The following is a 22,335-nucleotide window of genomic DNA, read 5'->3' on the forward strand; positions in this document are numbered from 1 at the left end:
GACGACGACCTCGCCGAGCGCCCGCGTCGTGTCGGGCGGGGCGGCCTCGGGCGGCCCGGTCTGGGCGGAGGCCGCGCCCGCGACGAGCGCGGCGGCGAGCAGGAGGGCGGGGCGGCGGATGAGTCCGGGGGCGGGGCGGGAAAGCTATCGAGAGGGCGGCGCGGCATCGGGGCTCTCCGGGCGGCCCTGCGGCTTGTCGGCCGAGCGTGCGGCCCGTCGATGCGGGCTGGAGGCCGGGCACGACGCCGGCTACCCTACGACCTCCCCGCCCCACCGCCCCGTGCGCCTCCTCCCCGCCCTCGTCCTCCTCGCGGCCACGTCCGCCCTCGCTCAGTCGCCGCGCCCGAACCCGGCCGCCCCGCCCACGGCGTACGTCGGCGGCCAGTGGTGGGACGGCGAGCGGTTCGAGCCGCGTGATACAGTCTGGGCCGAGGGCGGGGTGTTCGCGGACCGCCCCGCCCGCGCCGAGCGCGTCGTGGACCTGGCGGGGCGGTTCGTCGTGCCGCCGTTCGGAGACGCGCACACGCACATGCTCAGCGACGCCTACCAAGGGCCGGGCCAAGCCGAGCGGTTTGTCGAAGACGGCGTGTTCTACGCGCTCGTCCTGACCGACCGGCACTCGTGGGCGGCGCAGGTGATGGACCAGTTCGACGGCCCGGGCTCGGTCGACGTGGCGTACTCGCACGGCGGGTTCACGTCGCCGCGGTCGCACCCGGTCCAGGTCTACGAGTGGCAGGCGCTCCGCTACGTCGGCCGCGACCTGACCGACGCGATGAAGCGGGAGATCCACGAGAGCCGGCTCGCCGAGGACGACGCCTACTTCGAGGTGCCGACCCTGGCCGACCTCGATGCGAAGTGGGCGGCGTTCCTCTCCCACGAGCCCGACGTGGTCAAGGTGTACCTCATGGATGTCGCGGGCGAGGCCGAGGCCCGGAGCGGGATGACGGGGCTGGCGAGCGGCCGCGGCCTCACGCCTGAGGTGCTCCGCGAGGTCGTCCGCCGGGCGCATGACGCCGGCCTCCGCGTGTTCGCCCACGTCGGGACCGCCGCCGACGTGGTGCTCGCCGTCGAGAGCGGGGTGGACGGGTTCGCCCACCTCCCGGGCCGCCGCGAGGGCGACGACGAGATCGAGCGGTCGCTCCTCAGCGACGCCGTGATCGAGGCGTCTGGCGAGCGGGGCCTCGTCTACGTCCCGACCTCCGTCTGGTCCGACGTGTACAACGCCGACCGCCCCGCCCGCAGGGTGTTCGCCCGCGACCTCCACCGGCGGACGCTGCGGCGCCTCCACGACGCCGGCGCCCGTGTCGCCATCGGCACGGACCAGTGGAACCGAACGGCCGCCGCCGAGGCCGCCTTCTTCGCGTCGAACGAGTTCTTCGATCTCCCCACCGTCCTCGACCTGTGGACGCGCGTGACGCCGGAGGTCGTCTTCCCCGGCCGCGCCATCGGCCGCCTCGCGCCGGGCCACGAAGCGAGCCTGCTCGCCCTCGCCTGCGACCCGACCGCCGACTGGTCGTGCACGGCGCAGATCGCGCACCGCGAAAAGCAAGGGCAGCCCCTGGGCGGGACGGACGCCGCCGCCGCCCGACGCTGACGCCGGGGCGGGGTGGCCCGCCCCGCCCGCTACCTTCGGCCATGCCCGCTCAGCCGCCCCGCCCGCCCCGCCCCCGCCTCACGTGGCGCGGCGTTGGAGGTGCGGCGGCGGCCTACGCCGTGCTCGCGCTCGGGTACTCGGCGACCATCGAGCAGTGGGCGATTCAGGAAGGGGGACTCGACCTGTTCGTCACCGAGACGCTCGGCCTCCTCCCGCGCTCGCTGTTCGACTACGGGCTGAAAGGGCTCCTCACGCTCCCCGTGTGGTGGGTCGCCGTCCGCCGGCTCGATGGACGGCCGCGGCTCCAGGTAGCGGCCCACGTCGTGCTCGGGCCGCTGTGGGTGTGGGCGTGGTATGTCGCCTACCGCGCGCTCGCGCCCGTCGCTGGCTACACGGTCCTCGGAGACTGGGGGAAGGCATGGGACGTGTTTATCCCGGCGCTCGTCTACGTCGCCCAGTTCGGGACGCTCCACGCCATCCACTTCGTCTCCGAGGTCCAGTGGCGGGCGAGGGCCGAGGCCGAGGCCGCGGCGCGTCACGCCGAGTTGGAGCGGGCCGCCCGCGACGCCCAGCTCTCCGCGCTCCGGGCGCAGATGGACCCGCACTTCCTGTTCAACACGCTGAACTCGGTCGCCGCCTCGGTCCCGCCCGAGCAGGGCGCGACGCGCGACTTGGTGGCCCGGCTGGCCGGGCTCGTCCGCTACACGCTGGCCGCCGCGCGGCGCGAGCGCGTGCTGCTCCGCGAGGAGCTCGACTTCGTCCGCGACTACCTCGCGCTGGAGGGGGAGCGGATGGGCGGCCGCCTCCGCGTCCAGATCGACGCCGACGACGACGCGCTCGACGTGCCGGTGCCGCCCATGCTCGTGCAGCCGCTCGTCGAGAACGCCGTCCGCCACGGGCTCGCGCCGACCGTCGAGGGCGGCCTGCTCCGCGTCGAAGCCCGGCGCGTGGGCGGGGCGGTCCACGTCCTCGTCCGCGACGACGGGGCCGGGCCGGGCGTGCCCGTCGCCGACCTGCTCCACCCCGCCCCGGTGGCCCACGGCGGCACCCCGCCCCGGGCGGCGGGCGGGGCGGTCCCAGGCGGCGTCGGCCTCGCCAACACGGACGCCCGGCTGCGCGCCCTCTTCGGGACCGGCCTCACGCTCGCTGTGCCCGGGGGCGACGGGCAGGCGCGCGGCCTGGAGGCCCGGTTTACGGTCCCCGCCGACGGCCGCCCCGCCCCGCCCGCCCAGCCATGACGCGCGCGATGATCGCCGACGACGAGGCGCCGGCGCGGAAGATGGTCCGCGAGGCGCTCGCCGCGCTCGACGCGCCGGTCGCGGTCGTCGGCGAGTGCGCGAACGGGCCGGAGACGGTCGCGGCCCTCGCCGACGCCGAGGCGGGCGGGGCGGCCGTCGGGCTCCTGTTCCTCGACGTCCAGATGCCCGGGCTGACCGGGTTCGAGGTGCTCGACGAGGCCGAGCGCCGCGGCCTTCAGCTCCCGCGCGTCGTCTTCTCGACGGCCTACGACCAGCACGCCGTGCGCGCCTTCGAGGTGGCGGCCGTCGACTACCTGCTCAAGCCGTTCACGCGCGCCCGCTTTGCCGAGGCCGTCGGCCGCGCGCTCGCCCAGGCAGATGGGGGCGGGGCGGCCGCGGCCGCTCGCCACGCCGCCCCGCCCTACGCCGAGCGGCTGCTCGTCGAGGACGGCGGCGTGTTCGTCCCCGTCGCCACGGCCGACCTGGTCTGGGCCGAGGCCGCCGGCGACTACACCAAGCTCCACACGCGGGCCGACTCCGCCCAGACGGACCCGGCCCGGACGGTCCCGAATCGGGCGGGGCGGACGTACCTGGCCTCGCAGGGCATCGGCGCGCTCGCCGAGCGGCTCGACCCGGCCCGGTTCGCGCGCGTCCACCGCTCGGCCGTCGTGGCGCTCGACGCGCTCCGCGCCCTAGAGCGCGACAACTCGGGCGGCTTCGTCGCGCGCCTCGACGGCGGGGCGGTCGTCCGCGTGAGCCGGACCTACGCCGACACGATCCGCCGGATGATGGCCTGACCACCCCGCCCCCGGCGCCCCCTCCGGGTGGGTACGAGGTACCCGGTACGAGGTACGGCCCTGCGTGGGCTCTACGAGCCGCGTACCCTGTACCTCGCACCTTGTACCCTCCTTTGGGTCGCTCTAGGCCACCACGCGCCGCTCGGCGGGCGGGGCGGGGCGGCGGTCCGGCAGCGGCTCGGCGCGCGGCACGAGCAGCGGCATCAGGTGCGCCCGGTACCCCCACAGCAGGACCCCGTGGAGCACGGCGACGAGGTAGGCGGCCACCCCGCCCGCCGGGTCGAACCGGACGTGGTAGAGCAGGATGCCTACGGTGATCGGGACGAGCACCACGAGCGCGAGCGGGACGAACCGCCCCGCCAGCAACAGCACGCCGACGACCACCTCGAACGCCTTCACGACCGGGAGCACGCCGCCCGAGACCAGCGCGCCCAGGAACGCGCCGCCGTCGTCGGGCGGGGGCGGCTGGGGGATGACGTCCAGGAACCCGTTGAGGCCGAGCACGAGCAGCAGGACCCCGAGCAGGTAACGGGCGGCGGTGACGACCTTGACCATGGGACAGGCCCCGGGCGGGGCGTCGGCGATGGCTGTTCAAACAACCAACGCGCCGCCGGTTCCCCCGCCCCGCCCGAACCCGCGGATGGACAGCGGGTTGCGCACGGGCGGAGCACCCGCCTACAACCCCGACCGCCCTTCGAGCGCGCGGCTGAGCGTGGCCTCGTCGGCGAACTCGAGGTCGCCGCCGATGGGGAGGCCGCGCGCGATCCGCGAGACGGTCACGCCGAAGGGCGCCAGCATCTGGCCGACGTAGTACGCCGTCGTATCACCCTCCACGTTCGGGTTCATGGCCAGAATCACCTCGCGGACCGCCCCGCCCTCGTCGCCGGTCTCGAAGGACCCGTCGGGCTCGGCGACCGCGCCCGGCTCGGCCGTCGCGCCCCCGGGCGGGGCGGTCGCGGCGCCGGCGACGCGGGCCACGAGCTCGGACACGTGGAGGTCGTCCGGGCCGATCCCGTCGAGCGGCGAGATCACGCCGCCGAGCACGTGGTAGAGGCCGCGGAACTCGCCCGTCCGCTCCAGCGCGAGCACGTCGGACGGCTCCTCGACCACGCAGATCACGGACCGGTCCCGCTTGGCCGACTGGCACACGGGGCACGGGTCGACGTCGGTCACGTTGAAGCAGACCGAGCACGTCTTGACGCGGTCCTTGGCCGCCACGAGCGCCTTGGCGAGCTCGACGACCTCGTCGCGAGGCATCTTCAGGATGAAGGCCGCGAGCCGCTGGGCCGTCTTCCGGCCGATCGTAGGGAGCTTCGAGAGCTGCTCGACGAGCGCGTCGACGGTCTCGGACGTCAGGTGCATCTGGGGGGCGGTCAGTCGGGTCGGTCAGTACGGGCGCCGCCCCGCCCTCGAATTGGGCGGGGTGGAACGGGGTAAGGTCGCGCGGGCGGGCGCCAGCGGCGTGTCACCCGCCCCGCCCGACGGCTGCGCGGGCGGGGCGGACGCGGCCAGGCCCCGCCCTCCCTACATCCCCGGCAGACCCATGCCGCCCAGGTCCAGGCCCGGCGGGAGCATCGACGAGGCCGCCTCCTGCATCTTGCGTGCCTTGATGCCCTCGGCCTCCTCGATGGCCTTGTTCACGCCGGCCACGACGAGGTCCTCCAGGAGCTCGAGGTCGTCGGGGTCGACGGCGTCGGGCTCGATCTTGATCGAGACGACCCGGCCCGCGCCGTCGGCCGTCACCTTGACCATGCCGCCGCCGGCCTCGGCCGTCACGCGCTCCTCGGAAAGCTTCGACTGTGTCTCAGCCACGCGCTTCTGCATGTCGGCCATCTTGCCGAACAGGTCGGCCATGTTGGGGCCTCCAGGGGTTCCGTCCATCGGAGTAGGGGTACTGGGTACGAAGTACGGGGTACGAATAGAATGGCGTGGGGCGGGTACCCCGTACCCTGTACCCCGTACCGACTCACTGCCAGACGATCTCGGCGCCGAACCGCTCGAAGAGCGCGCGGACGACCGGGTGCTCCTGGCGCATCTGCTTGAGCGCGTCGAACGGGTCGGCCGGCGCCCCGGTTTCGAGGGCTTCGGCCGGGGCGACCACGTAGCGGACGGGCGGCGCCTCCCCGCCCAGCACGCCCATGAGCACGTCGGCGAGCACCGCTGCGTGCTCGTCGGCCACGCGGCACGCGAAGTCGTCGTCGAGCCCGACCTCGACGGCCCCGCGCCGCACGCGGAGCGCCCGCCCACCCTGGACGATGGCGCCGACGCGGACGCCGACCTCGGCGCGGACCGCCTCGACAAAGCGCGGCCACGCGTCCTGCACCTGCCCGAGCGCCGGGCCGATGGGCTCGGCCGGCGCCGCCCCGCCCGTCGCCGAGGGCGCGTCGGGGACGGCGAGCGTGGCCGCCCCGCCCGTCTGCCCGTCGCCGCCGGACGGCCGGCGGAGGGCGGGGCGGCCAAACAGGGCGCCGCCGGGCCGGGCCGGCGCCGGGCGGGGCGCGGCCGCGGGCGGTCCGCCCGCAGGCGGGGGCGCCGGCGCGGGGCGGGGCGGCCGGGGCACGCCGCCGTCGTCGCCACCCCGCCCCCCCATGGGGTCGTCGCGGTCGGTGTGCGGCGGGGGCTGCTCCTGCTGGGGCGGGGCGGCCGGCGGACGCGGCGGAGCGCTCGGGGCCGGCTCGGCGCTCGCGGGCGGCTCCGGGACCGCCCCGCCCGCGCTCGGCGGCGCGGCGGCCGGCGGACGAGCGGCGTACCCGGCCGGCGGCTCCGACGTCTGCGCCGCGGGCGAGGCGGCAGGCTCCGAGGCGGGCGGAGCCGCAGGCGCTGAGGGCGGGGCGGCAGAAGGCGCAGGAACTGAGGGCGGGGCGGCCGAGGACGCAGGCGCGCCGGCCGACGGCGCGGCAGCCGAGGCCGCAGGCGCCGAGGGCGGGGCGGTCGAAGCCGCGGGAGCCGCTGGGGGCGGGGCGGCCGGAGCCGAGGCCGGGGCAGCGAGGGCGCCGTCGCGGGCCGCCGCCTCCAGCCCGTCGAGCCGGTCGATCAGGCGGCCGAGGTCGAGGGCCGACTCCAGGCTCGCCATCTTGAGCAGCGCCAGCTCCAACGTCAGGCGCGGCTGGCGGCTCTCGCGGAGGTCGCTCGCCGCCCCGTCGGAGAGGAGGAGGAGGTGCAGGAGGTCCGCCTCGGCGTAGGGGCCGGCGGCGCGGAGGTAGCGGTCGCGCGTGGCCTCGGTCCCCTCGATGAGCGCGCCTGAGCCCGTCGCCCGCGCCACGAGCAGGTTGCGGACGTGGTCGGCCAGGCCCAGCACGAACTCGTTCAGGTCGTGGCCGCTCTGGACCACGTGCTCGACGAGGTCGAGGAGGCCGGCGCGGTCGCCGGCGCGCGCGCGGTCGGTCGCCGCGAAGTAGAGGTCGGCGTCGACCACGCCGAGCGCCTCGCGGAGCGGGCCGATCTCGACCGTGTCGCCGCAGAGCGAGAGGGCTTGGTCGAAGAGCGAGAGCGCGTCGCGGAGCGCGCCGTCGCCCTTGCGCGCGAGGAGGACGAGGCTCTCGTCGTCGGCCCGGACGCCCTCGGCCTCGCAGATGGCCCGGAGGCGGCCGACGATCTCGGGCACCGCGATCCGCCGGAAGTCGAACCGCTGGGTCCGGGACAGGATCGTGGGGAGCACCTTGTGCGGCTCCGTCGTCGCGAAGATGAAGAGGGCGTACGGCGGCGGCTCCTCGAGCGTCTTGAGGAGCGCGTTGAACGCGCTCGCCGAGAGCATGTGGACCTCGTCGAGGATGTACACCTTCTTGTCGGCCCCCTGCGGCGGCACGCGGACGGTGTCGCGGAGCTCGCGGATGTCCTCGACGCGGTTGTTCGAGGCCGCGTCGATCTCGATGACGTTGAGCGAGCGGCCGGCCTCGAAGGCGAGGCACGAGTCGCACGTCCGGCACGGCTCGGCGTCGGGCCGCTGGTCGAGCGGCGTCTGGCAGTTGACGGCCTTGGCGAGGATGCGCGCGGCCGTCGTCTTGCCCACGCCGCGCGGGCCGCTAAAGAGGTAGGCGTGGGCGAGGCGGCCCGACGTGATCGCGTTGCGGAGCGTCTGGGCGACGTGCTCCTGGGCGACGAGGTCGCCGAACGTCTGCGGGCGGTACTTCCGCGCCGTGACGAGGTAGCGCGGGGCAGGGGTGTCGGCCATCGAGAGGGTGTCCGGGGGCGGGGCGGCGGGGCTCCAACGGTACCGCCGGCCCCGGTCAACATAGCGTCAGGCCCCGGCGCGGGCGGGGCGTGTGGACAAGTCGGGCGGGGCGGAGAGCGAGGGGCGGGGACGGGCAGCGCGACTCCAAACTCGACCGCCCCGCCCCGCCCGTGGCAGCGACGCGGGGGCGGGGCGGCGGCGCCCTCTGCCTTCTTTCAGTTCCTGCTGCCTGTCCCCCCCCCTTACGCTCGCGCCTCGACCACGCGCGTCTGCGCGATCCGGTCGCCCAGCCGCCGGCCGACCGGGTCGATGGCGACGAGCACGGCCTCGATCACGACCACGGCGACGGCCGCCCACAGGAGGAACCCGCCGAACGGGATGCCGCGGAACCCGCCGGCGAGGTAGATCAGCGCCCACACGGCGAGCGCGCCGCCGACTGTCGCGTTCCGCCGCGCCGAGACCTCCCACGTCAGGGCCGCCCCGCCCACACAGTACGGGCGGAGGCCGAGCCACCGCTTGCCCAGCGAGCGCGGCCCCCACTCGGCGTACGGGAGCCCGTCGCGGAGGAGGAGGTAAGCGGCGCCGAGCAGGAGGCCGACCCCGAACATCCGCCCCTTGAACGCCCCCGGCGTCAGCGCGGCGGGCACGAGCGCGAGCGTGAGCGCGAGGGCGCCGTCGAGGAACGCCGCCGCAAACCGGCGGACGCGGACGGGGCGGGCGGCAGAGACGGGGGCGGCGGTGGCCATAGGCGTGGGGGGCGGCCCGGACGATAGCGCCCCGCCCCGCCCGCGTCCAAGAAACGTCGGGGGATCGGGAAGCGAAGACGCGCCGCCCCGCCCACGGCACGGGCGGGGCGGCCGTCGTAGCGGCGTTGCATGCAACGCCGTCGGACCGCAGCGTCCGGGCGGGGCGGCCGCCGTAGGGGCGACCGGCGGTCGCCCGTGGCCGTGGGCACGGCGGGCGCGGTGGCGCGGGCCGCTACGCCCTCTCCCCGATCTCGCGCTTGAAAAACGAATACGCCTCGTTGATCGCCTTCGTCTCCTCCTCGGCCAGCCGCTGGAGCTTGGCGCCCAGGCCGGCCACGCGGTCGGGGTGGTACGCCGTGACGAGGCGGCGGTAGTGGAGGCGGAGGCGATCGGCGGTGACGGGGCCGCTCCCCAGTTCGAGCGTCCGCCGGTGGCGGGCCTCGGGGGCGTCGGGGGGCGGGGCGGGTGGACGGTCGGCCGGGGAGCCGGCGGGCTCAGCGTCGGGACTCCGAACGCGCGGACCGCGCGCCCGCTCGCGGCGTCGGCGCTCGCGGGCGATCCGCTCGCGCATGGCCTCGGCCCGGTCCTCGCGCGACGTGTAGAACGCGCTGCGCCCGCGGCCGCCCCGCCCCGCCCGCTCGGCCTGCGCGCGGGCCTCGTGCGCCGAGACCGCCCCGCCCGTCCGCCGGAGGTCGGCGACCCAGCCGAGGACGACGGCCGCCAGCAGCGCCACGACCACGAACGACGTGCCGATCGTGACGAGGCTCATGGGCGCGCGGGGACGGCGCCCGACGCGGGCGGGGCGGGCTCGGCCGGAGCGGGCTCGGGCGGGGCGGCGGGCTCGGTGCCGGCCGCGACGGGGACCGCCTCCACGGCCCGCGGCCGGAAGCACCGCCGGCACCGCGGCTCGTACGCCTCGGCCTCGCCGACGAGCACGCGCGCGCCCTCGGCCACGATCCGCTGCGAGTGGTTGGCCGGCGCCCCGCACCGGACGCACACGGCGTGCAGCTTCGTCACGTGCTCGGCCACGGCCATGAGTTGGGGGACCGGCTCGAACGGGCGCCCGAGGTAGTCCTGGTCCAGACCGGCGATCACGACGCGCTTGCCGTCGCGGGCCAGCCGCTCGACGACGTCGACGAGCTCGGGGCCGAAAAACTGGGCCTCGTCGATGCCCACGACGTCGGCGTCGCCGACGAGGAGCAGGATCTGGTCGGCCGCGTGGATGACGACGGCGGGGAGCGCCGTGGCGTCGTGGCTGACGACGGCCTCGGCGTCGTAGCGCGTGTCGAGGGCCGGCTTGAACAAGGCCACGTTCTGCCGCGCGATCCGCGCCCGCTTCAGGCGGCGGATCAGCTCCTCGGTCTTGCCCGAGAACATGCTCCCGCAGACGACCTCGACCCACCCGCGACGGCGGCCGCTCTCGTCGCGCGTGTAGACGTGGGGCTCCATGGGGGGAAAGTAGCGCGGGGGGAGCAGGATGAACGACCGGGGCGGGGCGGTCGTGCGGAGTGCGCTGCGTGCCGATGTAACATTGTGACACTTCCTTCGTCTCGCGCTTTCCCCGCTCCACCCCGCCCATGACCATCCGCATCTCCCAGGACGTCTACGACGCCATCGCCGCGCGCGGCGCGTTTGGCGAAACGCCCGACGACGTCCTCCGCCGCGCCCTCGACCTCCCACCCCGCCCCGTCCAGCGCACGCGGCGCGGGACCGTCCGCCTCACAGACCTCGACGACGTGCCGGTCGGCGTCGCCATGGTCGTTGGGAAAAAGTCGCCCCGGCTCGTCGTCAAGCTGGCCCGCGCGCCCGTCGCCATGTGGCCGCTCGCCGGACTCGACGCCGACGGCCTGGCCGGCGTCCGCGAGCAGGCGGTCGCGTTCGCCCGCGGCCACCGCGCCGGCGGCGACGTCGAGGCCCAGATCGACGCCGCGCTCGCCCGCCGCTAGAGCGCCGCCACCGCCCCGCCCCGGACCCAGCCCTCGGCGCCGCCGGCCGAGACGCGGCGCCACCCCGCCCGCTCCTCCCCCACGCCCACGCGCTCGCCGGCGCGGACGCGCGCCACGGGCGGGGCGGTCGGCGACGGCGCCTCGCGGACGTCGGCCGCGTCCGCGAGCACGATACCGTCCGCCTGGGCCGCCTGCCACAGCGACGTGCCGGCGGCGGCCACGGCGAACGCGGCCACGACGCTAACGACGAGGGCGGGGCGGCGCCGGCCGAGGAGCCTCAGCGCGAGCGCCCCGAACGCGAGCGCCAGCGCGAGGGCCACGAGCCCGACCGGGCGCACCACACCCACGAGCCCGCGCCACGCGCGCTCGGCCGCCGTGGGCGGGGCGGCGCCGGCCGCCTCGCGGGCGTCGGCCAGCGCCCGCGCCACGTCGCCGTCGAGCGGGGCGAGGCGGGCGGCCCGCTCCAGGTGCAGCCGCGCGCGGCCCACGTCGCCCCGCTCGTGCGCGACGGCGCCCAGGTTGGCCTCGGCGGCGGCCGACGCCCAGCCGGTGTCGAGGGCGCCCTCCCACGCGGCCACGGCGCCGGCCGTGTCGCCCTCGGCGACGAGCGTGGTCCCCACGTCAAACAGCCGCTCGGCCTCGGCGCGCGGGGCGGGCTGGAGGAGCACGAGCAGGGCGAGGGCGACAGCCACGGGCGGGGCGGGGCGGGGTGGTTCGGGGTCGGGGAGGTTCAGGGTTGTGGAGTTCGGCCGTGCCGGTTCGGCGGCGTCCCCGCCGGCTCAGGACGTCGCCGCCCCGCCCCCGCGCCTTTGGAGCCGCTCCCCGAACCGTCTGAACCCCGAACGCTGAACGCGCCCGAGCGAGTCGAGGGCGCCGAGCGTCGCCTCGGCGTCGGCGCGGACGGCGGCGAGATTGGACGCGAGGCCGGGCGCAAACTGGCCGCGCGCGCACGCGGCGATAACGGCGTGGACGCGGTCGCGGAGCTCGGTCGGCGCGCCCGCCGCCTCCAACCGGGCGTCGAGCGCGGCGCGCTCGCGGACCGACGGCGGCACGCCCAGCCGGTCGGCCAGGAAGGCGCGGACGGCGCGCTCGACCTCGCGGAAGCCGTCCGCCCCGCCCGCCGTGCCCGCCAGCCGGCTCGACGCGGCGGCCGCGGCGCGGCGGCTCCGGCGATCCGGCGTGTCGGCCGCCAGCCGCTCGCGCCCGGCGCGGACGCCCAGGAGCGCGAGCGCGGCGAGGGCGGGGAGCGCGAGCCCGCCGCCGAGCACGGCCCACAGCCACGCCGTCGAGCCCGCCGGCCGCTGCCAGTCGGCGTCCGTGCGGAGGCGGCGCGCGCCGTCTGCGGCGACCGCCCCGCCCGCGACCGTGCCGCCGCGGACGGCGACCTCGACGGGGTCCGTGCGGAGCGTCTGGTAGGTGCCCGTCGCCGGGTCGAAGTAGGACCACGCCGCCGGCGGCACCTCGATGTCGCCGCCCTGCGGCACGAGCGTCCACGTGAACGACTTGACGCCGCGGAGCGGGGCGGCGCCGCGCATCGCCTCGCGGTCCTCCTCCGGCCCGTACACGTCCGCGTTCGGCGGCACGTCGAGCGCAGGGGCGCCGAGTGTGGCGAGGTTGCCGGTCCCCGAGATCGTGACCTGGACCTCGACCGGCTCGCCGGCCGCCACCGCGTGGCGGTCGGCCGAGGACCGCAGCGTAAACTGGCCGACGGCCCCGTCGAACGAGGGCGGCGCCCCGGGCGGCAGCTCGCGGACGGCGACCTGGGCGGCCGGCGCCGTTACCGTCTCCTCGGTGTAGCGCTGGCTGAACGGCGAGAAAAACGGGGCGAACGGGTCGTTCCCGATGCGGCGGTCGGTGCGCAGGAGGTCGACCGAGAACTCCATCGGCGACAGCTCGAGCGTGCCGGCGCGCGTGGGGAAGAGGGCCACGCGGCGGATCGTGACGGCCTCGTAGGTCCGCCCGCCGAGCGAGACCGTGCGCGGGTACGCCGAGGGCACGTCGAGCTCCTCGCGCCAGAACCCGGCGGCGTCCCACGTCCCGATGGGCGCCGTCTGGCGCGGCTGGACGTGCGGCTCGAAGTAGAGGACGTAGTCGACGACCACCTGCTGGCCCACGACGGCCGTCTCGCGGCTGGGCTCGGCGCGGACGAACAGCTCGGACCCCACGCCGGGCACCCCGCTCGGCGCGCGCGCGGGCGGGGCGCGGCCGTTGACCGTGACGGCCACGGGGTCGACCGTGAGCCTCCGCCCGCCGACCGTGACGCGGAGGCCGCCGACGCGGCCGGTCCCGGGCCGCGTGCCCTCGTAGAGCCACGCCACGCGCCGCTGCGTCTGCCCCCCCACCATCGTCGTGACGTCGAGCGTGGGCTGGTCCGAGACGAGCCGGAGCGCGCCCGTCGCGATCGGCGCGCGGACGTCGTCGCCCGCCCCGCCCTGGAGCGTGAGCGTGTACGTGAACGGCTCGCCCACGCGGACCGCCCGGTCCGACACGACCGCGCTCGCCGACTGCGCCGCGGCGCCGGCCGCCGCCAGCGCCCACAGGACGACGAGGGCGAGCCACACGCCGCCCCGCCCCGCCCGTGATAGGGGTCGGCGGCGCCAAGGCGTCCTGGCGAGCGGGGCGGGGCGGCAGAGCAGAACGGGCGGGGCGGGCATCGGCTACCAGTCCTTGTCCGTCCGCCGCGCGCGGGCCTCGGAGCGGCGGAGCTCGCGGAGCAGCAGGCGCTCGTCGCCGCCGACGGCGTCGAGGATGCGCTCGGCCTGCGCCCGGCTCATCTGGCCCTCGGGGACCGCCCCGTCGCCGGCCGGCGTCGGCCCGCCCTCGCCGACGCTCCGACCGGGGCTCTGCTGGCCCTCCTGGTCGTCCGGCTCCTCGCCCCCGCCGCCGGGCGGCGGGGTCTGCGTGTCGGTCTGGTCGCGCTCCGCCCCGCCCTCGTCGTCCTCCGGCGGTTGCTGCTGGCCCTCGCCGCCGCTCTGGCCTTCGTCGTCGCGCTGGCCCTCGGAGTCCTCGTTTTCGGCGTCCTGGTCCTGCTGGCCGCCGCGGCGCTGGTCCTGCTCCTCCTGCTCCTGCTCGATGAGGTCGCGGAGCTTCTGGAGCTTCTCGTCGCCGGGCGCCGCCTGGAGCCCGGCGCGGACGGCGGCCGACGCCGCGGCCACGTCGCCCTCGATAAACGCCTGCGCGCCCTCGTGGTACGTCTCGACCGGCGACGGGCCGCCCCGCCCGACCGACTGCGCGAGCGCGGCCGACGCCAGGAACAGGAGGAGCGCGAGGGCGGGGCGGGTCACGGCGCGGGGGGTTGGGCAGCGGGGCCGCCGGTCTCGATGCCGGCGACGCCGGCGAGGCGGCCGATAAAGTCGGCGTAGACGGCCACGGACGAGTCGCGGCGGAGGCCGTCTACCATGACGTCCAGGGCCGCCGGGTATTGCCGGGCGGCCACGAGCGAGTCGGCCTGCGCCTTGACCTGCTCGGCGAACGGCGTCGGGCGGGGCGGCTCGCGGTCGGCCAGGCGGCGGAGCGCGATCTCGACGTTCCGCCGGGCCGCCGGGTTCTCGGAGTCCAGGACGAGGGCGCGGCGGAGGTGGCCGAGGGCGAGGGCGGGGTCGTCGCCGGCGAGGGCGGCCGCGCCAGCGTCGAAGGCGTAGCGGGCGCGGAGGGCGGGGTCGTCGGCGCGGTCGATGGCCTCGGCAAAGGCGCTGTCGGCCTCGGCGGTCGCCTGGCGCTGCGCGCGGACGAGGCCGAGGCTGTGCCACAGCTGGGCCTGCACGCGGCGCGGCACGTCGCGCGCGGCGAGGCCCTCTGTGAACGCGGCCTCGGCGCCCTCGGGGTCGCCCGCGGCCTGGGCCTCGACGCCGCCCCGCCCCTCGGCCACGCCGGGCTGGAGCGCCGCCGTCACGTCGCCGCAGCCGGCGAGGACGGCCAGGGCCAGCGCCAGCGCCAGCCACCCCGCCCCGGCCGCGCGGGCGGGGCGGGAGGCCCCGCGTGCGGACACGGCAAGCCGTGTCCCTACGGGTGCCCGTGTGGGGGGCGGGGCGGTCGGCGTGTCCCCCCGGCGGTCGTCGCGCACGCCCGTCATGCCGTCGCCGCCTCGCGGCGGGGCGCGCTCACCCCGCCCGCGTCGTCGTCGGGCGGGGCGGGGCGGAGGGCCAGGAGCCGCTCGACGAGCAGGAGCAGGAGGCCCAGCGCGAGCGGCCACTGGAACCGCTCGGCCGAGGCCGCCACCTCGCTCTCGGTCAGGACCGCCCGGTCGAGCCCGTCGAGCAGCGCGTTGACTTCGGCGGCGGCCGCCCCGCCCTGCCCCACGCGGACCACGTCGCCGCGGCCGGCCAGGTCGCGGAGCGCGCCCGGCTCGTAGCGCGAGACGACCTCGGCCCCCGAGCGGTCGCGGTGGACGCCCACCACGCGGCCGCGCCGGACCTCGGGGACCGCCGCGCCCTCCTCGGTCCCCACGCCCAGCGCGAGGATCGTCACGCCGTCGTCGCGGAGGGCGTCGGCCGCCCCGCCCAGGCCGCCCTCGTGGTCCTCGCCGTCGGACACCACGAGGAGCGCGCGCGGGCGGGCGTCGGCGCCCTCGGCCGCCGCGTCGAACGCCCGGTCGGCCACGCGGAGCGCGCTCGCGAAGTCGGTGCCCTGGGCGCCCACCATCTCGGGGTCGGCGGCGTCGAGGAACAGGCGGAGCGCCCCGCGGTCGGTTGTCAGCGGGCACTGGAGGAACGCCTCGCCGGCGAAGACCACGAGGCCCACGCGGTCGCCCTGGCGGTCGGCCACGACGCGCTCGATGGCGAGCTTGGCCCGGTCGAGGCGGCTCGGCGCCACGTCCTCGGCCCGCATCGACTCCGACACGTCGAGGGCCACGAGCAGGTCGAGGCTCTCCTGCCGCGCCTCGCGGACCGACGTGCCCGCGCGCGGCCCGGCGAGCGCGAGCCCGAGGCACGCGAGCGCGCCGGCCACGAGCCCCGCCCGCACGCGCCGCCCTCTAGCGACGGGCGCGAGCCCGCTCTCCTCCCGCCCCGCCCGCGCGCCCAGGAACAGCCGCAGCGCCTCCGCCCGCCGCCGCGCCGCGTGCGCGAACGCGACGAGCGCGGCGCCGACGAGGACGGCGACGAGACCGAGGACGAGGGGGTCGCGGAAGCTCAACGGGGTGCGGGTGAAGGGTTACGAGTGACGGGTGATGGGCACATGCAAGTGCGGGCGGGGCGGTTAGCCGAGCGGCAACGGGGCGGGGCGGGGCGGTGATTTACTCGCCGCGTACTCGGGCGGGGCGGTGAAGGACGCACAGCGGGCGGGGTGGAGGGCCTTTGCTCATCACTCTTCACCCGTCGCTCGTTACTCGCTGGGGCGAGGCGAGGGGCCTTTGCCCGTCACTCTTCACCCGTCACCCATCACTCACGGCACTTCGCGGAGGCGGGTCGTGGAGAGGCCGACCGACAGGACGAGGCACGCGAGGGCCGGCCACAGGAACCACGGGTACAGCTCGCGGACGTCCAGGAGCACGGTCTCCTCGATCTCCGTCCGCTCCAGGTCCGAGATGGCCGCGTAGATCTCGCGGAGGGCCTGGGCGTCGGTGGCCCGGAAGTAGCGGCCGCCGGTCGTCTGGGCGACGGCGCGGAGCGCCTCCTCGTCGACCTCGGGCGCGGTCCCGAAAAAGGCGCCCCCGAACGGGCCGGCCCCGCGGACCGCCCCGCCCTCGTCGCCCACGCCGATGGCGTAGACCTTGACGCCGAGCGCGGCCGCGGCCTCGGCCGCCGTCTGGGGGTCGACCTGCCCGCGGTTGTTCTGGCCGTCGGTGAGCAGGATGACGACCTTGGAGGCCGCGTCCGAGTCGCGGAGCCGGGCGGTCGCGGTGGCGAGCGCCGTGCCGATCGCGGTGCCGTCCTCGATCACGCCCATCCGCACCTCCTGGAGCATCGTGAGCAGGAACGGGTAGTCCAGCGTGAGCGGGGCCTGCGTGTAGGCCTGGGCGGCGAACACGACGAGCCCGATCCGGTCCGATGTCCGCCCGCGGACAAACTCGGCGGCGACGGCTTTGGCCGCCTCGAAGCGGTTGGGCACGAAGTCCTCGGCCGTCATCGAGGTCGACACGTCGAGCGCGAGCACGACGTCGATCCCCTCGGTCGAGCGCTCCAGCGACGCGTCGCGCTCCTGCGGCCGGGCCAGCGCGACGGCGCCCAGCCCGAACGCCGCCGCCAGCAGCGCGCCGGGCAGCCACCGCACGTGCGCCCACCCGGTCGTCCCCAGCGCCGCCGCGTCGTCGGCGACGGAATACCGCACGCCGGGCGCCGCCCCGCCCCGCCGCCCCGCCCACCACAGGGCGGGCAGGGCGAGGAGCGCGAGGAGCCAGAGGGGGGAGGCGAAGGTCAAGTGGGTGACGGGTTGTGGGTGACGAGTTATGAGTGACGGGCGATGAGCAAATGCAGAGACGGGCGGAGCGATAGAGGACGCACAGCGGGCGGGGCGGGGGGCCTTTGCTCATTAGTCTTCACCCGTCACTCGCTGGGGCGGGGTGGGAAGCTTTTGCTCATCATTCTTTACCCGTCACTCGTCACTCACAACGAGCGGCGGAGAGCGAGGAGGCGACGGCTGAGCACGTCGATCCGGCGGAGGAGACCGGCCGTTTCTTGCTCTCGGTTCAAGCCGATCTCGACGGCGATCGTGAGTTGCATTTCGACCTCGAAGAGGGAGCCGCGGGCGTAGCGCAGGAACTGGTCGAACTCCCCCTTCTTGTGGCGCCCCCACCCCTCCGCAACATTCGACGGGACCGAGACGGCCGCGCGGCGGACCTGCGACGTGAGCCCGAACCGCTCGTCCGACGGCCACGCCTGCGTCAGCGCGTACACGTCCCGGACGAGGGCGATGCCGTCGGACCACACCTCCAGGTCCCGGTGCGACCGATACGGTCTCCGCCGCTCTTGCTCATCACCCATCACTCGTCACCCGTCACTCTTTCGACCAGTGCCGGCAGCACGTCGCCCGCGCGCCCCGGCACCTGCTCGTCCAGGCGCCACGCGATGTCGGACGGCGTCGGGTTGACCTCGGCGACGTAGGCCCCGGCCTGGCGCGCGACCTGGGGGAGCCCGGCGGCCGGGTACACCACGGCGCTCGTGCCGACCGAGAGGTAGACGTCGGCGAGCGCCGCCGCCTCGGTCGCCCGGCCGATGGCGTCCTCGGGCAGCATCTCCCCGAACCATACCACGTCGGGGCGGACGAGCCCGCCGCACGCCGCGCACCGCGCCACCCCGCCCTCGCCGTCTGCGTCTGCGGGCGGGGCGGTCGGGGGCGGGGCGGGCGCGCCGCAGTCGAGGCAGTGCGACCGGCGGAGCGAGCCGTGGAGCTCGACGAGGTTCTGGCTGCCGGCCCGCTCGTGGAGGCCGTCCACGTTCTGGGTCGCGAGCAGGAACTGGCCGCCCCGCCCCGTCACCCAGCGTTCGAGCTCGGCCAAGGCGTAGTGGCCCGCGTTCGGCTCGACGTCCTCGACGACCTGCCGGCGGTGGGCGTACCAGCCCTGCACGAGCGTGGGGTTGGCGAGGAACGCCTCGACGTTGGCAAGCTCCTCGGGGCGGAACCGCTGCCACAGGCCGTCGGGGTCGCGGAACGTGGGGACCCCGCTCTCGGCCGAGATCCCGGCGCCGGTCAGCACGGCCACGCGCCGGGCTTGCCGCAGGCGGCGGACGAGCGTGTCGGAAAACGGCGGGCCGATGGGCTGGTGCATTCTAGGGACTGGGGGACTAGGGACTGGGGGCGTCGGTCCGAACGGCGCGTCCACCGCCGGCCGTCTCCGCCTGCGCGTCGGGCGTTCTGGCCGCCCCGCCCCGTCCGGGCCTCTCTCCGTCCTCCGCGTCTCCGCGCTCCGCTTCCCGCACGCCCTCCTCCACCGCCTCGACGGCGGCGCGCGTGCGGTCGCCAAAGGCGGCCACCTCGGGCGGGGCGGGGCGGGCGCCCGCGAAGGCGACGAGGTCGGTCGGGAGCAGCGCCTTGCGGACGGCGTCGGCCGCCCCGCCCGGGACGCGGGCGTCGGCGCGGAGGGCGGCGTCCAGTTCTTCGGTCGTCGATTCGAGGGCGGGGAGGCCCAGGCGGCGCGCGAGGTACTCGCGGAGCACGGCGCGCACGGCGACGACGTGGGTCTCGACCTCGGCCGGCGTGGCCGGCGCCTCGCGGGCGAGCGCGTCCAGCCGCGCGAGCGCCGCCGGGTAGGGCGCCGCCCCGCCCACCGCCTTGGGCTGGCGGAGCGTGCGGACGGCCCACGCGCCGGCCCCCAGCAGCACGAGCGCGCCCAGCACGCCGAGCGCGATCCAGACGGGCGCCGCGCTCGGGAAGTCGTCGAGCGGACCGGGCGGGGTGGGCTCGTACGGCGGCGCGCCCTCCAGGAGCGAGCGGACCGGCACGACGGCCACGCCCGTCGCCACCGCCGCCGAGTCGACGCGGACCTCGACCGGCCCCACGCGCGCGGAGTCGACGGCGAACGCGGCGACGGCGTAGACCGCGCTGTCGGTCCGCACGCGGCCGCGGATCGCGGGCGGGAGGCGGCGCACGGCCGTCGCCTCGGCGTCGCCGAAGGCGAGGAGTGGGGCGGCCTCGGGGTCGTCCACCGGGACCGCCGGGAACGCCGTCTGCTGCCCCGGCGCGTGGTCGACGGCCACGGCGATCTCGAAGGGCTCGCCGGCCTCGACGGTGTCGGCCAGCACGTAGAGCCGCGCGCTCTGCGCCTCCACCCCGCCCGCGGCGAGGAGGAGCGCGAGGGGCACGAGCCACCGGAGGCGCGCGGGGCGGGGCGGGTCGGGGCGAGGCCGGCTGCCGGCGCAGAGCGGGGTGGCGCGGGGCCGGCCGCCCCGCCCGGGGCACTCGCCGTCCGCCTGCTCACCGCTGCGCCCGAAAGCTGCTTGGAACCAGCCGCTCTTCTCTTCCCCCCAGCGAGGGGAGATCGGGAGCCGCGAAGCCGGCGCAGCCACGGGGGTGATGAGCCGACCACCCCGCCCTGAGTCGACGTCTGTCCCCCACCCCGGCCCTCCCCCGGCGGGGGAGGGAGAAATCCCAAATGGCCTCTCAAGGTCGAACGGCGTGTTCTCCTCGCCAGGGGGGACAGCCGCTGCCGCCCACCCCGCCCGCGCAGGCCAGCCGCCCGCCCCGCCCCGCCCGAGCACGCGCGGCTCGGGACAAGCCTCCCCCTTCCCTCTTCCCCCTTCCCTCTTCCCTCTGGTCATCGCATGCCCCGCACGCGGCGGCGGAAAAAGGCCGAGAGCGGCTCGACGTAGTCCTCGTCCGTCCGCAGCGTGACGTGGTCGACGCGGGCCTGGCGGAGCGTGGCCTCGGCGCGCGCGGCGCGGGCGGCAGCGCGGTCCGCGAAGGCGCGGCGCACGCGGGCGCTCGACGTGTCGACGAGGGCGGGGCGGCCGGTCTCGGCGTCGACCACGCGGAGCAGGCCCACGGCCGGCAGCGCCTCCTCGCGCGGGTCCACGAGTCGGACGGCGACGACGTCGTGCTTCTGCGCCACGACGCGGAGGCGCCGCGCGAGGTCGGCGTCGTCGGGCACGAGGAAGTCGCTGACGAGGATCACAATGGCGCGGCGGCGCTGGACGCGGAGGACGTGGTCGAGCGCGTCGTCGAGGCTCGTCCCCCGGTGCTCGGCCTCGTGCGCGAAGAGGTCGCGGAGGAGGCGGAGCACGTGGCGGCGCCCCTTGCGCGGGGGGACGAACCGCTCGACGCGGTCGGTGAACAGGACGAGCCCGACCTTGTCGCTGTTGCGGAGCGCTGAGAACCCGAGCACGGCGCAGACCTCGGCGGCCAGGTCACGCTTGGCGCCCTCCCCGCTCCCGAAGTCCTCCGACCCCGACACGTCGACGACGAGGAGCAGCGTCTGCTCGCGCTCCTCCTCGAACAGCTTCACGTGCGGCTCGCCCGTCCGCGCCGACACGTTCCAGTCGATGGTCCGCACGTCGTCGCCGACCTGGTACGGGCGGACCTCGGCGAACTCGATACCGCGGCCCTTGAACGCCGAGTGGTACTCGCCCCCGAACACGTCGTCGACGAGCCCGCGCGTGCGGACCTCGACGTGGCGGATCTTGCGGAACAGCTCGCGGGGAATCACGAGAATGCGGAATTCGGAAGGGTGAACGCGGAACGGGCGTCTGTGCAGGGCCACCTGCCCGACGCGACCGTCTAGATTAGGTACGTCGACCGGGCGGGGCGGGGTGGCCCGGCGGGTACCCCTTCACCATTCCGCGTTCAACCTTCCGCATTCATGGTTGCCGTCCTCGTTTTTCCCGGGTCCAACTGCGACCACGACGTGTACCACGCCGCGAAGCACGTGTTCGGGCAGGACGCCCGGTTCGTATGGCACAAGGAGGCGTCGGTCGGCGACGCCGACCTCGTGGTCGTGCCCGGCGGGTTCTCCTACGGCGACTACCTCCGGGCCGGGGCCATCGCCCGGTTCTCGCCCGTGATGAAGGACGTCGTGCGGGTCGCCGGGGCGGGGCGGCCGGTGCTCGGGATCTGCAACGGGTTCCAGGTGCTGTGCGAGGCCGGCCTCCTGCCGGGCGCGCTGCTCCGCAACGCGAGCCTCCGGTTCGCCTGCAAAGACGCCCACCTCCGCGTCGAATCGACGGCGACGCCGTTCACGTCGGGCCTCGACGCCGGCGAGGTCCTGACGGTCCCCGTGGCCCACGGCGAGGGCAACTACACGGCCGACGCGGACACGCTGGACCGGCTGGAGGGCGAGGGCCGCGTCGTCTTCCGCTACGTCGACGCCGCGGGCGAGGCCGTGCCCGAGGCGGCCCCGAACGGGTCGGCCCGCAACATCGCCGGCGTCGCGAACGCGGCCGGCAACGTGGTCGGCATGATGCCGCACCCCGAGCGGTGCGTCGAGGCGCTCTTGGGCGGGGCGGACGGCGCGCGCGTCTTCCAGTCCGTGTTCGACCACCTCGCGGCAGGCGACGGCGTCGCGGCCTGACCGCCCCGCCCGGAACGCCTGGAGACGCGGCGAGAGGCTTCTGCGCTGGGGGCGGGGCGGCCACGTTCGGCTTTCTCCTCCTCCACCCCGCTTCTGTGATCGAGGTCTCCGTCCAGGTCGAGCGCGCGTTCCACCTGCCCGCCCCGCCCGCGGCGGCCTGGGCGTGGCTCCGCGACGTGCCCCGGTGGGGCGCCCTGTTCCCGGGCGTCGCCTCGGTCGAGCCGTACGAGGGCGGGGCGGCCGAGGGCGGGGCGGAGTCCGCGGACGCGTTCGTCTGGACGATGGAGCCGATGGGGCCGCCCGGCGCCCGCGTCACGACCGTCTACGCCTGCCGCTACCACGCCGACGACGGCGCCTACGCCCTGTCCTGGACGCCGATCGACGGCGTCGGCAACGCCCGGTTCGCGGGCGGGGTGGCGCTCCGCGATGCGCCGGGCGGGGCGGCGGGCACGCTCCGCCTGGAGGCAACCCTCGAGGTGCCGGCGCCCCGGTTCGCGCGCGGCGTCGTCGAGCCGGCCGTGGCGTTCGAGATGGGCCGGATGACGGACGGCTTCCTGGACCGCCTGGGCGGGGCGGTGGCGGGCTAGCGGGGACGCCGCTCGGGCGGGGCGGCTGCCGGTCCGGCGGCTCCGTCTCGCTGCGAGGCGCACGGGCGTGTCAGACAAGCTCTGAAGGGCAGGTCCCATCCCGCCCGACGCCTGGACATCATATGTTTGTATCTCAAATAGATAAGCCTTGGTCCTGCGTCTCCTCGATTCGCTGTCTCTCGAACTCCGCCCATCCCGCTCGGTTATCGTTCTCTGCCGCCGGTGTAGAAAGAAGCGCCTCCACCGGAGCTACACCTTTGCGGCCCGCCCGCAACCGACTCGGACGTCCGCTAGCCAGGGACGCGGCGTCCGAAACC

At 76.3% G+C, this 22,335-nt stretch carries 23 protein-coding genes; 6 read left to right on the plus strand and 17 right to left on the minus strand.

Annotated features, from left to right (window positions below; translation table 11 throughout):
* Nucleotides 1-280 precede the first annotated feature (280 nt).
* The 3 genes from RQM47_RS01015 to RQM47_RS01025 are packed head-to-tail and all read left to right on the plus strand — an operon-like array spanning nucleotide 281 to nucleotide 3,629.
* Nucleotides 281-1,594, plus strand: coding sequence for an amidohydrolase family protein (locus RQM47_RS01015; protein ID WP_311664270.1), 1,314 nt, complete (start codon nucleotides 281-283; stop codon nucleotides 1,592-1,594).
* A gap of 41 nt (nucleotides 1,595-1,635) precedes the next feature.
* The gene (locus tag RQM47_RS01020) at nucleotides 1,636-2,832 is read left to right on the plus strand and encodes a sensor histidine kinase (RefSeq protein WP_311664268.1); all 1,197 of its coding nucleotides are present in this window, start codon (nucleotides 1,636-1,638) and stop codon (nucleotides 2,830-2,832) included.
* Complete coding sequence (locus RQM47_RS01025) at nucleotides 2,829-3,629, plus strand: LytTR family DNA-binding domain-containing protein (RefSeq protein ID WP_311664266.1); 801 nt, start codon at nucleotides 2,829-2,831, stop codon at nucleotides 3,627-3,629. Before RQM47_RS01020 ends, RQM47_RS01025 begins: the two co-directional genes overlap by 4 nt.
* A 123-nt stretch (nucleotides 3,630-3,752) precedes the next feature.
* Here the strand turns inward: RQM47_RS01025 and RQM47_RS01030 are convergent, their stop codons facing one another.
* The 7 genes from RQM47_RS01030 to RQM47_RS01060 all read right to left on the minus strand — a co-directional run bounded on the left by RQM47_RS01030 (nucleotide 3,753) and on the right by RQM47_RS01060 (nucleotide 9,995).
* Nucleotides 3,753-4,184, minus strand: coding sequence for a hypothetical protein (locus RQM47_RS01030; protein WP_311664265.1), 432 nt, complete (start codon nucleotides 4,182-4,184; stop codon nucleotides 3,753-3,755).
* Between the two features lie 120 nt (nucleotides 4,185-4,304).
* Nucleotides 4,305-4,991 carry a recombination mediator RecR gene (gene recR / locus RQM47_RS01035; protein WP_311664264.1) on the minus strand — a complete coding sequence of 229 codons (687 nt, stop codon included), beginning with the start codon at nucleotides 4,989-4,991 and terminating at the stop codon, nucleotides 4,305-4,307.
* A 162-nt stretch (nucleotides 4,992-5,153) separates the two neighbouring features.
* Nucleotides 5,154-5,483, minus strand: coding sequence for a YbaB/EbfC family nucleoid-associated protein (locus RQM47_RS01040; protein ID WP_311664263.1), 330 nt, complete (start codon nucleotides 5,481-5,483; stop codon nucleotides 5,154-5,156).
* A 112-nt stretch (nucleotides 5,484-5,595) separates the two neighbouring features.
* Nucleotides 5,596-7,800 (minus strand): DNA polymerase III subunit gamma/tau, encoded by a 2,205-nt coding sequence (gene dnaX / locus RQM47_RS01045; protein WP_311664262.1) that lies wholly within the window; start codon nucleotides 7,798-7,800, stop codon nucleotides 5,596-5,598.
* Between the two features lie 242 nt (nucleotides 7,801-8,042).
* Nucleotides 8,043-8,546, minus strand: coding sequence for an RDD family protein (locus RQM47_RS01050; protein ID WP_311664261.1), 504 nt, complete (start codon nucleotides 8,544-8,546; stop codon nucleotides 8,043-8,045).
* Nucleotides 8,547-8,778: 232 nt separating this feature from the next.
* A complete protein-coding gene (locus RQM47_RS01055) occupies nucleotides 8,779-9,315 on the minus strand; it encodes a J domain-containing protein (RefSeq protein ID WP_311664260.1) in 537 nt (178 codons plus the stop codon).
* Nucleotides 9,312-9,995 (minus strand): thymidine kinase, encoded by a 684-nt coding sequence (locus tag RQM47_RS01060; RefSeq protein ID WP_311664259.1) that lies wholly within the window; start codon nucleotides 9,993-9,995, stop codon nucleotides 9,312-9,314. The genes RQM47_RS01055 and RQM47_RS01060 overlap by 4 nt, the downstream gene beginning before the upstream one ends.
* A 128-nt stretch (nucleotides 9,996-10,123) precedes the next feature.
* On the opposite strand from RQM47_RS01060, the gene RQM47_RS01065 reads away from it, so the two are divergent.
* Nucleotides 10,124-10,492: a hypothetical protein gene (locus RQM47_RS01065; RefSeq protein WP_311664258.1), complete on the plus strand. Its 369-nt coding sequence runs from the start codon at nucleotides 10,124-10,126 to the stop codon at nucleotides 10,490-10,492.
* On the opposite strand, the gene RQM47_RS01070 is transcribed toward RQM47_RS01065, so the two are convergent.
* The 10 genes from RQM47_RS01070 to RQM47_RS01115 all read right to left on the minus strand — a co-directional run bounded on the left by RQM47_RS01070 (nucleotide 10,489) and on the right by RQM47_RS01115 (nucleotide 20,570).
* The gene (locus RQM47_RS01070) at nucleotides 10,489-11,184 is read right to left on the minus strand and encodes an SH3 domain-containing protein (RefSeq protein WP_311664257.1); all 696 of its coding nucleotides are present in this window, start codon (nucleotides 11,182-11,184) and stop codon (nucleotides 10,489-10,491) included. The two genes, RQM47_RS01065 and RQM47_RS01070, sit on opposite strands and share 4 nt — an antisense overlap.
* Nucleotides 11,185-11,271: 87 nt before the next feature.
* On the minus strand, nucleotides 11,272-13,146 hold the full coding sequence (locus tag RQM47_RS01075) for a BatD family protein (RefSeq protein WP_311664256.1): 1,875 nt from the start codon (nucleotides 13,144-13,146) through the stop codon (nucleotides 11,272-11,274).
* Between the two features lie 3 nt (nucleotides 13,147-13,149).
* Nucleotides 13,150-13,776, minus strand: coding sequence for a hypothetical protein (locus RQM47_RS01080; protein ID WP_311664255.1), 627 nt, complete (start codon nucleotides 13,774-13,776; stop codon nucleotides 13,150-13,152).
* A complete protein-coding gene (locus RQM47_RS01085) occupies nucleotides 13,773-14,480 on the minus strand; it encodes a hypothetical protein (RefSeq protein WP_311664254.1) in 708 nt (235 codons plus the stop codon). Before RQM47_RS01085 ends, RQM47_RS01080 begins: the two co-directional genes overlap by 4 nt.
* Before the next feature lie 80 nt (nucleotides 14,481-14,560).
* Nucleotides 14,561-15,625 carry a VWA domain-containing protein gene (locus RQM47_RS01090; protein WP_314007043.1) on the minus strand — a complete coding sequence of 355 codons (1,065 nt, stop codon included), beginning with the start codon at nucleotides 15,623-15,625 and terminating at the stop codon, nucleotides 14,561-14,563.
* A 249-nt stretch (nucleotides 15,626-15,874) separates the two neighbouring features.
* Nucleotides 15,875-16,849, minus strand: coding sequence for a VWA domain-containing protein (locus RQM47_RS01095; protein ID WP_311664252.1), 975 nt, complete (start codon nucleotides 16,847-16,849; stop codon nucleotides 15,875-15,877).
* Nucleotides 16,850-17,034: 185 nt separating this feature from the next.
* Entirely contained in the window at nucleotides 17,035-17,412 is a 378-nt protein-coding gene (locus RQM47_RS01100) for a four helix bundle protein (RefSeq protein WP_311664250.1), read from the minus strand.
* A complete protein-coding gene (locus tag RQM47_RS01105) occupies nucleotides 17,412-18,197 on the minus strand; it encodes an NAD-dependent deacylase (RefSeq protein ID WP_311664249.1) in 786 nt (261 codons plus the stop codon). The genes RQM47_RS01100 and RQM47_RS01105 overlap by 1 nt, the downstream gene beginning before the upstream one ends.
* Before the next feature lie 16 nt (nucleotides 18,198-18,213).
* Nucleotides 18,214-19,230 carry a hypothetical protein gene (locus RQM47_RS01110; RefSeq protein WP_311664248.1) on the minus strand — a complete coding sequence of 339 codons (1,017 nt, stop codon included), beginning with the start codon at nucleotides 19,228-19,230 and terminating at the stop codon, nucleotides 18,214-18,216.
* A 452-nt stretch (nucleotides 19,231-19,682) separates the two neighbouring features.
* Nucleotides 19,683-20,570: a DUF58 domain-containing protein gene (locus RQM47_RS01115; protein WP_311664247.1), complete on the minus strand. Its 888-nt coding sequence runs from the start codon at nucleotides 20,568-20,570 to the stop codon at nucleotides 19,683-19,685.
* Nucleotides 20,571-20,723: 153 nt separating this feature from the next.
* On the opposite strand from RQM47_RS01115, the gene purQ reads away from it, so the two are divergent.
* The gene (gene purQ, locus RQM47_RS01120; protein ID WP_311664245.1) at nucleotides 20,724-21,431 is read left to right on the plus strand and encodes a phosphoribosylformylglycinamidine synthase subunit PurQ; all 708 of its coding nucleotides are present in this window, start codon (nucleotides 20,724-20,726) and stop codon (nucleotides 21,429-21,431) included.
* 95 nt (nucleotides 21,432-21,526) lie between these two features.
* Entirely contained in the window at nucleotides 21,527-22,018 is a 492-nt protein-coding gene (locus tag RQM47_RS01125; protein WP_311664243.1) for an SRPBCC family protein, read from the plus strand.
* Nucleotides 22,019-22,335: the final 317 nt, after the last annotated feature.

Origin of the sequence: Rubrivirga sp. S365, assembly GCF_032248475.1 — a bacterium.
GTDB classification, from domain to species: Bacteria; Bacteroidota; Rhodothermia; order Rhodothermales; family Rubricoccaceae; genus Rubrivirga; species Rubrivirga litoralis.

Coding starts and splice junctions, on each gene's coding strand:
- RQM47_RS01040 (WP_311664263.1), bottom strand. CDS start 5,483: ATGGCCGACCTGTTCGGCAAGATGGCCGACATGCAGAAGCGCGTGGCT.
- recR (WP_311664264.1), bottom strand. CDS start 4,991: ATGCACCTGACGTCCGAGACCGTCGACGCGCTCGTCGAGCAGCTCTCG.
- RQM47_RS01025 (WP_311664266.1), top strand. CDS start 2,829: ATGACGCGCGCGATGATCGCCGACGACGAGGCGCCGGCGCGGAAGATG.
- RQM47_RS01020 (WP_311664268.1), top strand. CDS start 1,636: ATGCCCGCTCAGCCGCCCCGCCCGCCCCGCCCCCGCCTCACGTGGCGC.
- RQM47_RS01030 (WP_311664265.1), bottom strand. CDS start 4,184: ATGGTCAAGGTCGTCACCGCCGCCCGTTACCTGCTCGGGGTCCTGCTG.
- RQM47_RS01075 (WP_311664256.1), bottom strand. CDS start 13,146: ATGCCCGCCCCGCCCGTTCTGCTCTGCCGCCCCGCCCCGCTCGCCAGG.
- RQM47_RS01065 (WP_311664258.1), top strand. CDS start 10,124: ATGACCATCCGCATCTCCCAGGACGTCTACGACGCCATCGCCGCGCGC.
- dnaX (WP_311664262.1), bottom strand. CDS start 7,800: ATGGCCGACACCCCTGCCCCGCGCTACCTCGTCACGGCGCGGAAGTAC.
- RQM47_RS01055 (WP_311664260.1), bottom strand. CDS start 9,315: ATGAGCCTCGTCACGATCGGCACGTCGTTCGTGGTCGTGGCGCTGCTG.
- RQM47_RS01100 (WP_311664250.1), bottom strand. CDS start 17,412: ATGGGTGATGAGCAAGAGCGGCGGAGACCGTATCGGTCGCACCGGGAC.
- RQM47_RS01060 (WP_311664259.1), bottom strand. CDS start 9,995: ATGGAGCCCCACGTCTACACGCGCGACGAGAGCGGCCGCCGTCGCGGG.
- RQM47_RS01050 (WP_311664261.1), bottom strand. CDS start 8,546: ATGGCCACCGCCGCCCCCGTCTCTGCCGCCCGCCCCGTCCGCGTCCGC.
- purQ (WP_311664245.1), top strand. CDS start 20,724: ATGGTTGCCGTCCTCGTTTTTCCCGGGTCCAACTGCGACCACGACGTG.
- RQM47_RS01105 (WP_311664249.1), bottom strand. CDS start 18,197: ATGCACCAGCCCATCGGCCCGCCGTTTTCCGACACGCTCGTCCGCCGC.